A 554-nucleotide genomic window follows, 5' to 3' on the forward strand; every position below is an offset into this window, starting at 1 on the left:
TTGCAGCTTGAGGCGCTGATCTACTCGGGCGACCTCATCCGGCTGGGCTACAACCAAGAACAGCGGTGGGGCCTGCTGGACGCGGACTTTAATGAGGAGACCAACGAGCGCATCCTGTACAGCCTGCGCTTTGAGCCGCTGTTCACGGAGCCGCCCAGCCCCGTCGAGCTGGTCTTTGACGCCGCACCTGTGGACAACGCCACGCGTATCACCGAGGAGACCGCAGGGCTGGATGCGCTGGCGAGCGCGCCGCCTGTGCAGGTGCGCGACGACTTCGCGCGCAGCGTGCTGTTGAGCTGGGCGGCGGCGCAGAACGCGCTGGCCGCGCTGGCGCTTCAGCTCGGGGCGGTGCTGTACTATGCGGACCTGACCAGCGAGCTTGCACGTCAGGCCGTGCGCACCAGCGCGGGGGCGCTGCGGGCGCTGGCGGACATGTCGCGCCAGCTCCGGGGGCAGGGGCCAGCACCATCAGCACGGTCACCACGCCGGACATCCTCAAGGCCGAGCTGTGGCGTGACGACCTGCTGGCCGAGGTGCGCGCGATGCGCGCGATG

General features: G+C 69.3%; 1 protein-coding gene. It reads left to right on the plus strand.

Annotated features, from left to right (window positions below; translation table 11 throughout):
- Positions 1-554: hypothetical protein (locus ACK4TH_RS13115; RefSeq protein ID WP_409627067.1), on the plus strand; the 554-nt coding region annotated here is incomplete at both ends.

This window comes from Tepidimonas sp. (genome assembly GCF_046292505.1).
Lineage (GTDB): Bacteria > Pseudomonadota > Gammaproteobacteria > Burkholderiales > Burkholderiaceae_C > Tepidimonas.